This window comes from Arthrobacter sp. (assembly GCF_031179385.1).
Lineage (GTDB): Bacteria > Actinomycetota > Actinomycetes > Actinomycetales > Micrococcaceae > Arthrobacter_D.
This window is the reverse complement of the sequence record NZ_JAPSHV010000108.1, coordinates 1-8,945: the sequence shown is the minus strand read 5'-3', so window position 1 is coordinate 8,945 and position 8,945 is coordinate 1. Positions and strand designations below refer to the sequence as shown.

Annotated in this window: 12 protein-coding genes; 9 read left to right on the top strand and 3 right to left on the bottom strand. The window is 64.3% G+C overall.

Annotated features, from left to right (window positions below):
- Nucleotides 1–357: 357 nt before the first annotated feature.
- The 3 genes from RIF85_RS12925 to RIF85_RS12915 are packed head-to-tail and all read left to right on the top strand — an operon-like array spanning nt 358 to nt 3,161.
- Nucleotides 358–726, top strand: coding sequence for a response regulator (locus tag RIF85_RS12925; RefSeq protein ID WP_309072308.1), 369 nt, complete (start codon nt 358–360; stop codon nt 724–726).
- Between the two features lie 6 nt (nt 727–732).
- Nucleotides 733–1,704, top strand: coding sequence for a HEAT repeat domain-containing protein (locus RIF85_RS12920; protein WP_309072307.1), 972 nt, complete (start codon nt 733–735; stop codon nt 1,702–1,704).
- A gap of 8 nt (nt 1,705–1,712) precedes the next feature.
- A complete protein-coding gene (locus RIF85_RS12915) occupies nt 1,713–3,161 on the top strand; it encodes a glycosyltransferase (RefSeq protein WP_309072306.1) in 1,449 nt (482 codons plus the stop codon).
- Here the strand turns inward: RIF85_RS12915 and RIF85_RS12910 are convergent.
- Nucleotides 3,153–4,388, bottom strand: coding sequence for a GAF domain-containing sensor histidine kinase (locus RIF85_RS12910; RefSeq protein WP_309072305.1), 1,236 nt, complete (start codon nt 4,386–4,388; stop codon nt 3,153–3,155). The genes RIF85_RS12915 and RIF85_RS12910 overlap by 9 nt on opposite strands.
- Before the next feature lie 279 nt (nt 4,389–4,667).
- Here RIF85_RS12910 and RIF85_RS12905 point away from each other — a divergent pair, with 279 nt between their 5' ends.
- The 6 genes from RIF85_RS12905 (at nt 4,668) to RIF85_RS12880 (ending at nt 7,419) form a co-directional block, all read left to right on the top strand.
- Nucleotides 4,668–5,147 carry a hypothetical protein gene (locus RIF85_RS12905; protein WP_309072304.1) on the top strand — a complete coding sequence of 160 codons (480 nt, stop codon included), beginning with the start codon at nt 4,668–4,670 and terminating at the stop codon, nt 5,145–5,147.
- 67 nt (nt 5,148–5,214) lie between these two features.
- Entirely contained in the window at nt 5,215–5,658 is a 444-nt protein-coding gene (locus RIF85_RS12900) for an Asp23/Gls24 family envelope stress response protein (protein WP_309072303.1), read from the top strand.
- A gap of 9 nt (nt 5,659–5,667) precedes the next feature.
- Nucleotides 5,668–5,859 (top strand): DUF2273 domain-containing protein, encoded by a 192-nt coding sequence (locus tag RIF85_RS12895; RefSeq protein ID WP_204533590.1) that lies wholly within the window; start codon nt 5,668–5,670, stop codon nt 5,857–5,859.
- Nucleotides 5,850–6,230, top strand: coding sequence for a hypothetical protein (locus tag RIF85_RS12890; RefSeq protein ID WP_375164447.1), 381 nt, complete (start codon nt 5,850–5,852; stop codon nt 6,228–6,230). The genes RIF85_RS12895 and RIF85_RS12890 overlap by 10 nt, the downstream gene beginning before the upstream one ends.
- Complete coding sequence (locus tag RIF85_RS12885; protein WP_309072301.1) at nt 6,227–6,814, top strand: DUF6286 domain-containing protein; 588 nt, start codon at nt 6,227–6,229, stop codon at nt 6,812–6,814. The genes RIF85_RS12890 and RIF85_RS12885 overlap by 4 nt, the downstream gene beginning before the upstream one ends.
- Nucleotides 6,811–7,419 carry a hypothetical protein gene (locus tag RIF85_RS12880; protein WP_309072300.1) on the top strand — a complete coding sequence of 203 codons (609 nt, stop codon included), beginning with the start codon at nt 6,811–6,813 and terminating at the stop codon, nt 7,417–7,419. Before RIF85_RS12885 ends, RIF85_RS12880 begins: the two co-directional genes overlap by 4 nt.
- Here RIF85_RS12880 and RIF85_RS12875 read toward each other — a convergent pair.
- Entirely contained in the window at nt 7,416–8,207 is a 792-nt protein-coding gene (locus RIF85_RS12875; protein ID WP_309072299.1) for an SDR family oxidoreductase, read from the bottom strand. The two genes, RIF85_RS12880 and RIF85_RS12875, sit on opposite strands and share 4 nt — an antisense overlap.
- Nucleotides 8,204–8,945: fumarylacetoacetate hydrolase family protein (locus RIF85_RS12870; RefSeq protein WP_309072298.1), on the bottom strand; the 742-nt coding region annotated here is incomplete at its 5' end. The genes RIF85_RS12870 and RIF85_RS12875, both read right to left, overlap by 4 nt.

Sequence of the window (8,945 nt, the reverse complement as noted above, 5' to 3'; positions counted from 1 at the left end):
TAGCTTTCCGTGGTGAGGCAACCGGTGACGGCAAGAACTGCCGAATTGCGGTCGATGTCCAGTCGAACCAGAATACGAAGCTTGTGATCCATGGGAGTCTCCCTCAATCAGGAGGAACTGGCCCATTGCTTAAGCTGGGTCTGATCTTAGCAATGATCAGCTAGCTGATCAATACTCCGAGACGCTGCATCAGGCTCCCCTGGGCCGCCCCTGGTTCGAATGGCACTACAGTGTGACCGGTCAGGTTTCCACCCATCCGCAAGACCTTCTGCACCGAAGAATCAAGGTGCCCGCGCCCTGTCGATTAGGCTTGACTCGGGAACGGGCAAGGTGCAAGTAAATGCTGGGAGGGGCGTAATGCAGCACAAGATTCTGGTGGTCGACGACGACGCAGATATTCGCGACCTGGTCGCAACCAAGCTCGAGTCCAGTGGCTACGACGTAGAGACGGCCGGTGACGGCGTCACCGGGTTGGAACTCGCAACGAACAACAGCTACAGCCTCGTGATCTCTGACGTCATGATGCCCGGGATGTCCGGTGTGGACATGGTGCGGATGATGCGTGCGGCTGAACCTCCGGTCACGGTCCCTGTCATCCTCCTGACGGCGAAGAACCAGGAGCGCGACATCGAGAACGGCTTCGCGGCCGGCATTACCGATTACGTCGTCAAGCCCTTCAGCCCACGCGAGCTCGCAGCCCGCGTTGCCGGCATCCTCGCCCGCTGACCCAGGGTGCTGGTCTCCTGGGACGTACTGGCGGCTGCCGTCGTCGTACTGAGTATTGCGTGCCTTCTCGCGCTCGCCGCCGTGGTGGTCGTGAAGGGCTCACGCCACGCCCGCGAACGCAGCAGGACGGTGCACGACGCGGCCATCCGCCGTCGGATCATGGCGCTGGCGGTGGTCGAGGACGCCGAACTGGACGCGTTGATCGACGAGCTCTCGTCAGTACCCGGCGCGGTCGGCGACCACGTGGAGCAGACCCTCCTCAGGATGATCCCGGAGGTACGCGGTGACGTCCGCGAGGCGATGATCCGCGTCCTTGCCGGGCGCGGACTGCTGCGCCGGTCCCTCGACCGAATCACTTCCCGCAGCCCCATCCAACGCGCAGCCGCCGCTGAGCTCCTTGGCATTCTGGGCGGACGCGAGGTGGTTGATCCACTGACTGCAGCCCTGCACGACAAGAGCCTGGAAGTCCGGCTGGTAGCTGCCCGCGCGTTGGGTGTCGCCGCCAGACCAGAAGCCGGGGGGCATCTCGTCGACGCGCTCTCACTCAGCAGCGGTATTCCGCATTCCGTCGCGGCGACCGCCCTGCTGAACCTTCCCGAACAGGATCCGGCCGTGTACATCGAGGGACTCCTGGACCGGGACCCGGGGATCCGCTATGGGTCCGCAGCCGTCGTCGGACTGCTCCTCATGTCCGAAGCAGCCGAGGCCCTCTTCCAGTGCATGGTCACGGAAGGCGGCCGCCAGGACCCGTCCGACGTCGTTATTTCGACGTGCGCCCGATCCCTCGGAAGACTGGGCTACAAGCCCGCTACCGACGCGCTCGCGGAGCTCTCGTGCTCCGCTGAAGCGCCGTCGTCAGTGAGGCAGGCAGCCGGTGAAGCTCTGAAGGCGATGCCGGGCTCCGAGGCACGTGAAGTCCGCCGCCGGGTCATCGAACAGGCTGATGCGGACGTCCGCCGCATCCTCGTGGACGCATAGGGGGAGGGATGAACCAGGTACTGGAGCCGTTGAGGTCTGGAATCCAATGGCTGTTTGAACTGACGGCTTATCCCGTGCTCGCCTATTTCATCGTGATCAACACGTCGCTCCTGCTCCTGATCATCCTCGCCAGCGTCAACTTCACGGCGCACCTGCGGAGGCAGTCGTTCGCAGGCGCCCGGATCACTGCCGCATCTCCGTTGAGCCCGGGGATCTCGGTCCTGATGCCCGCCTTCAACGAGGGCGCAGTCATTGCCGCTTCAGTCCGTGCGGTGCTTGACCTCCGTTATCCCGACCATGAGGTCGTGGTTATCAACGACGGCAGTTCCGACGAAACCCTGCAGACGCTGATCGACGTGTACGACCTCGTTGAGGATCGGCGGGACGTCGCCATCAAGGTGCCCGTGCGCGGTAAGATCCGAGCGATCTACAGGGCACGGGATACGGCACTGCCCATTGTTGTGATCGACAAGGAGAATTCCGGGCGGTCCGACTCACTGAACATGGGTTTGAACGTGGCATCGAAGGACCTGGTGGTGATGGTCGACGCCGACAGCCTGCTGGACCCCGATTCCCTGCTTGTGGTGTCCAAGCCCTTCACCGACGATCCCGAGCACGTCATCGCCACCGGCGGTGTGGTGCGCGTGGCGAACGGCTGCAACGTTGTTGCCGGCCGGGTCGTCGACGTGAACATGCCCAAGAACTACTACGCCCGGATCCAGATCGTCGAGTATCTCCGCTCCTTCCTCCTGGGCAGGGCAGGGTGGTCACAACTCAACTCGCTCATCCTGATCTCGGGCGCTTTCGGGATGTTCCGCCGGGACCTGATCATCCGGGCGGGTGGGCTGGATGCTGACAGCATCGGTGAAGACTTCGAATTGGTCATGCGGCTCCACAAGATGATGCGTGACGAAAAGCGGAAATACCGCGTCATCTTCATCGCCGAACCTGTGTGCTGGACGGAGGTTCCATCCACCGCGGCGGTCCTGGCCCGACAACGACGGCGGTGGCACCGCGGTCTGTGGGAAGTGCTCACCAAGTACCGGAGCATGACCTTCAACCCCCGATATGGATCAGTGGGCATGGTCGCCTTGCCCTATTACTGGATCTTCGAGCTCATTGCCCCCGCCATCGAACTCTTCGGAATCATCATTGTCCCGTTGGGACTCCTACTCGGCGTGGTGAATGTCCCGTATGCGCTCGCCTTCATCGCGGTTGCTTATCTCTACGCGATCTTCGTGTCCCTGATGGCGCTGCTGGTCGAGGAAGCTTCCTTCCACCGCTACAGCCGGTGGCGCGACCTCGGAACAGCGCTGTGGGTCTCAGTGCAGGAGAACATCGGATACCGGCAGCTCACCGCCGTGTGGCGCATCCAGGGCTGGTGGGCAGCGCTTCGCGGTAAGAAGCAGGTGTGGGGCACCATGACCCGGACAGGCTTCGAGAACGCCTCACAGTAGCTCGGCCTGGTCCACCCCGTCGCCGCCGAACCAGACGCGCACGGTGAGGCCACCGCCGTCGGTCTCGTCGAGCTCGAGGTGGCCGCCGTGCGCCTGCGCGATCCGGTTGCACGTTGCAAGGCCGAGGCCGGTGCCGGCAACGTCGCTCTCCAGCCGTACAAGCGGTTCAAGCGCTCGCTGGCGGTTCTCGGGCGCGATCCCGATGCCGTTGTCGGCGAACTCCAGGCACCAGGAACCGGCAGGGCGGGTGGCACTGATCCGTATCGATGGAGACCTGTCCGGGTGCCGGTAGTTGAGGGAGTTTTGCAGGAGATTCTGCAGCAGCGCGTGCAATTGTGAGGGATCGGCTTCACCGACGAAGTCCTGAACCTCAACGTGCGCCCCGGCCGCAGCGATCGCCGGAGCGAGGTCCTCCTGTACCGCACTCACCGCCCGCGCGAGGCTGACCGGTTGAACCCGCAGCGCTCCGTTGGAACGGGCAAAATCAAGTAGATCACCAATCATCGAGGCCATTCTGCGCGCACTTGCGCCAATACGCTCCAAATAAATCCGGGTTTCGCTCTCCGGCGGTATGGCCGGTTCACCTTGAACGAGCTCGGCGAATCCCTGGATGCTGGTCAGCGGTCCCTGGAGGTCGTGACTCACGCGGCCGGCGAACTCTGCCAGCAGTTCGTTGCTGCGATTCAGCTCCTGCAGCGCCGTGCTCAACTGCCGCGTGCGCAGCTGCAGATTCAGGATGTCCATGATCTGGTGCGCCAGGGTTTCGAGGCTGCGCGTCTGTTGCTCCGAGATGGACCGGGGCACCTCGTCGAACACGCACAGGGTTCCCAGCGGATGCCCTTCACCGGTGACCAGAGGGGTGGAAGCGTAGAACCGAACGTTCGCGATCTCCCCGGTGACGAAGGGATTGTCGCGGAACCGAGGGTCCTCGAGGCAATCCTCAACAGTGATCGTCTGGCCATAACGGAAGACCACTGCGCACATCGAATCCTCGCGGGAGCACGCGCTGGCTGAAATGCCCCGCGCGGCTATCTGGTGCTGCTCATCAGCCGTGATGATGTTAATGACACCGTAGGGAACTCCACACACCTCGGCGGCCAGAGCCACGAGATTGTCGAGATTCTCATAGTAGGTGCCTTCCCTGTCCGTCAGGCCTTGGGTAAGGGAGTACTCCTGTAGTGCGGCGAGCCGCTGCTCCTCGGTTCCGCGGATTACATCTATCGACACAGTGCAGCGCCTCCCCGTAGAAAGTACTCTTGCTCCTTCATGACCGATGCCTGTTGCACCACTTCCCCCTGCTATTCCCCTGTTGCGCCGGCCAAGATAGTGGCGTGATGGCCCAGCGTCAGGATCACGATCCGGACCAGCTTCTGTGGAAGTCTAACGTTTGGGGCTCTTAATTGTGCCCGGGAGAAGAGTCACCGGGTTGTCCGTTAATATCGTGAAGCGTCGCCGTCAGGCACGTCAGCTCATCCGGCACCCACACACACGGAAGGATCCTCAGGCGTGAAATCCTTGCTACCCGGGGCCTTCATCGGCGCCTTCGCGCTGGTCCTGTCCGGGTGCGCCGGCACCGTTCCCGAAGCGACGAGCAGCCTGAGCATGCCGGCACAGGAACCACTAACGCCACAGCCCTCTCCTTCTCCGATTGAGCCTCCCTCCCCGCGCTACGCCGGGGAAGAACCGGGAACCGCTGCCGCCATGGAGGATTGCCTCGTCGTAGCTGCAGGTGTTTCATCCGTACTGCTCGCGCCGCTGAGCTTCATGGGCGATGAAGACGCTGAGACCATGGCCAAGCTGGAAGACCAACTGCATCACCTGCACGGGAAGGTACCCGTGGAGCTCAAGCCCCACTTCGTCGAGGTGGCAGACGCTGCAGAGCGCGGCCACGACGGCGCCGGCGACTTCGATGAACCCGCCTTCCGGGAGGCTCTCAAGCCCGTGCAGCAGTGGCTCAGGGACCACTGCAATGAACCCGCAGGCTGAGCCTTTCGAGCGCGTGTCAAAGGTTCAGCGGAAGGGTTAGGCTGGGCTGGAGAGAAAGGGTCTCAGCATGGAGAACGAGCAGGAAGTGCGTCCCTCAGGTTCCTCGGCAGTTGCTGCTCCGGCCGCGTCCGGACGGACAACCATCTCGGAGACCGCTGTAGCCAAGGTCGCCGCGATCGCAGCCCGGAAGGTTCCGGGCGTCTATGCGCTGGGTAGTGGAACCGGCCGTGCACTCGGAGCGCTTCGCGACGTCGTCGGGGCCAGCGATCTGGCGCAGGGAGTGCATGTTGAAGTCGGGGAAATCCAGGCGGCAGTGGACCTCAATCTTGTTGCCGAATACGGATATCCGCTGACCGCAGTAGCCGATCAGGTGAGGGCGGCAGTGTTCGCCTCCGTCGGCGAGTTGGTGGGCCTGCACGTCATCGAAGTCAACGTTGAGATCAACGATGTGCACGTGCCCGGCCTGAACGATCCGAAGAGCCCCGACAAGCCACGCCCCGCGGCGAGCTAAGGAGACACCATGAACCTCACTGTCATCGGGATCCTGGTGGGTACCATTCTGGCTTTCGCTGCGCTGATCTTTCACTTCTGGGGCTTCCTCCTCGTAGCGCTCTTCATGGCCATCGGCGCATTCGTCGGGAGGGTCGCCGAGGGCAAACTCGACCTGCGCAGCGTGCGTGACGCCCTGGCCGGACGCCGTTCATCCTCGTGACCGCCGCACCTGCCGCTGATGAGCGGCTCTCCGGCCACAACCGGATCAGCACGCAGGCGCTCACCAGCACGGCCTGCGCCGTTGCTGCTGAGGTGCTCCACGTCCCCGTCAGGGACGTGCGTGCCAGCTGGTTCGACGACGCTGGTCTGCTTGCCCTCAACCTCGCCCTGCCTATCGCGGTGCCTTCGCTGCACAGGGTAGCGTCGGACCCTTCGACCGTTGCGGTGTTCGGCGGCTCGGTTGAGGATCGGGTGCACCGGGCCAAGGGAGAAATCCTGACGCGGGTGACCGAGCTGACGGGTTCACGGTTGAGCCGTGTGGACATCCGGGTCACGGGTGCCCGCGTCACCGATGGCGGGAGGACCAGGTGACGGACGACACCACGCGCCTGACCTCGGAGGTCATCCGGCGCGAGATGCACTCATCACGGGCTGTTCCCGCCACCATCGCCGCAGTGCTGGTCATCCTGGTCTGCCTGTATGTGATGCTCGAGGCGGCGCTGAAGGCGCTCGGCCAGGAGCCGTGGCTGCTTGGCCCGGAGACCGCCGCCGGTTGGGTCGGATCCCTCCCGGAGGGAGTGTCGCCCACTGTGCTTGCCGCAGCCGGTGCCCTGCTTTTCCTTGTCGGTCTCTTTTTCTTCCTCGCCGCCGTCCTGCCCGGCAGGAGGGCGCGGCTGAGCATTCCCAACGAGCGCACCGCCGTCGTTGTGGACGCCGAAGTTCTGGCCTCCTCACTGGCGCGCCGTGCGCGGATCGCCGCGGGTGTGGCGCCGGAGCAGGTCCTGGTGACCATCGGGCGGCGACTGGTCGACGTGCAGGTACGGCCGACGTCGGGCATTCCGGTCAATGACGGGGCTGTACGGGCGGCGGTGGAGGATGAACTCCGCCGTACCGCCGTCGAACCGGTACCGGAGGTGCACGTGATCGTGGCGAAGTCAGGGGTGATCGGGCAGTGAACCAGACTCCCCGCACCGTCAACCGCATACTGCTCGGGCTGTTCGGACTCATCCTGATGCTGGCCGGTGGACTGGCGATGACGCTGGGCGTACCAGCAGTTGCCCGCTGGTGGCAGACGACGGCGGCGCAGGCCGGTGAGGCGATCGACGGCGTCCTCGACGCGACCACCCTTGCCGGGCAGCGAGACAGCTGGCTCTGGATTGTTGTGGCGCTCCTGATGGTGCTGCTGGTGATCCTCATGCTCGCCTGGGTGGCGAACCAGGGGAAGGGCCGCTCCGGAACGCTGGCCTATGACGATGACGCCGATCCGGTACCGGGCAGCGTCACCATCAACGCCGCAGTGGCGGAGCAAGCGCTCAAGGCGGCACTGAGTGAGCGCGTGGACCTCGTGAACTCGGCGGTATCCACCTACGAGTTCCGGGGAAAGCCCGCGCTGAAAGTGAGGGTTTTCCCGCGGCAGGGCGTCGCTCCCTATGTGGTGGCGGAGGAAGTATCGACGCTGGTGGCAGCGCTCGATGAAGTACTCGGCGTCCAGACGCCGGTGCTGATCAGCGTCAGTTCGGGCGCCCGTTCGCGGTTCACGCGCGCCGAAAGAGTGCGCTAGGGGATCGCAGCCGGTGCCTGGACCTGCGGACGCAGGCGCAGTTCCTGCATACCGCCGTCCACGGCGATGGACGTTCCAGTGGTGGAGCCCGAGGACGCCGATGCAAGGTAGTAGACAGCACCCGCGACCTCGTCGGCGGTCACCAGGCGACCGTGGGGCTGGCGCCCTTCCAGCGCTGACCTCTCGGCTGCGGGGTCTGGCGCCGACTCCAGTAGACGGGATATCCATGGGGTGTCAGCGGTGCCTGGGTTGACGGCGTTGACGCGGATTCCTTCGCCCAGATGGTCCGCTGCCATTGCGCGGGTCAGCGACAGTACTGCCCCCTTGGTGGCGCTATAGAGCGCGCGCTGGGGTAATCCGGCTGTTGCGGCGATGGAGCAAGTGTTCACGATCGCAGCCGCCGGTGACCGGCGGAGATGGGGGAGCGCGGCGCGGGTCACGCGTACCAGACCCACAACGTTGATGTCCCAGACGCGGTGCCATTCGTCGTCGTCGTTGGTTTCCACCGTGCCCTGCGCGCCGATGCCGGCGTTGTTGACCACGATGTCGATCCGGCCGTAAGTAGTGATGACATCCTCGATGGCTGCTCGGACCGAACTGTCGTCGCGGACATCACACAGCAGGCCGGTGATGCCGGACGGCGCGGCATCCGGCTCAAGGTCGAGGGCAATCACGAATGCTCCCGCTGCGCTCAGCCGCCCGGCGACTGCTGCCCCGATTCCGGATGCCCCGCCGGTGACCACCGCGACGAGTCCGTCGAGATCGCCCTGCCCGGTGCGAGTGCTCATGCGCGTTCCTGGCGGAAGAATTCCTGCCGTTGCCGGCCCAGCCCTTCAATCTCAAGCTCTACGACGTCACCCGGTTGGATGTAGGGGAAACGGCCGGACAACGCGACGCCCTCAGGCGTACCGGTAAGGATCACGTCCCCCGGCTCGAGGGCCATGTACTGACTGATGTGGTGTACGACGGTGGCGCAGTCGAAGATAAGGTCCGACGTCTTCGAATCCTGGCGGATCTCACCGTTCACCCAGCTACGTAAGCGCAAAGAACCTGCATCAACCTCATCCGCCGGAATCAGCCAGGGCCCCAGCGGTGTCGAAGCGGGGAGGGATTTGCCCTTCGTCCACTGGCCTGCATCGCCCGGAATCTGATACTCCCGCTCCGACAGGTCATTGACGACCACATACCCGGCAATCGCTGCTGTGGCCTCCTCGACGCCGGGCAGGTAGCTGGCTTCCCTGCCGATGATGATTCCGAGTTCCACCTCCCAGTCGTATTTACTCGAGTCTGGTGGGATAGGAGCGGCGTCGAACGGGCCGGCAACTGTATTGGAAGGCTTGAGGAAAATGACCGGTCGGCTGGGCGGGGCCGCCCCGGATTCGACGGCGTGGGCTGCATAGTTCATACCGACGCAGACGACGGCGGCTGGACGGGCTATAGGCGCGCCGACTCTGAGCGATTCGGCACCGGGCAATGCCGGCAGGGAACCGGCGGCAAGCGCCTCTCGCGTCCGTGCAATCCCGTCG

Excerpts from the sequence above, each read along its gene's own strand:
- RIF85_RS12925 (WP_309072308.1), top strand. The coding sequence starts at position 358 with ATGCAGCACAAGATTCTGGTGGTCGACGACGACGCAGATATTCGCGAC.
- RIF85_RS12895 (WP_204533590.1), top strand. The coding sequence starts at position 5,668 with ATGAACCTCACTGTCATCGGGATCCTGGTGGGTACCATTCTGGCTTTC.
- RIF85_RS12900 (WP_309072303.1), top strand. The coding sequence starts at position 5,215 with ATGGAGAACGAGCAGGAAGTGCGTCCCTCAGGTTCCTCGGCAGTTGCT.
- RIF85_RS12915 (WP_309072306.1), top strand. The coding sequence starts at position 1,713 with ATGAACCAGGTACTGGAGCCGTTGAGGTCTGGAATCCAATGGCTGTTT.
- RIF85_RS12875 (WP_309072299.1), bottom strand. The coding sequence starts at position 8,207 with ATGAGCACTCGCACCGGGCAGGGCGATCTCGACGGACTCGTCGCGGTG.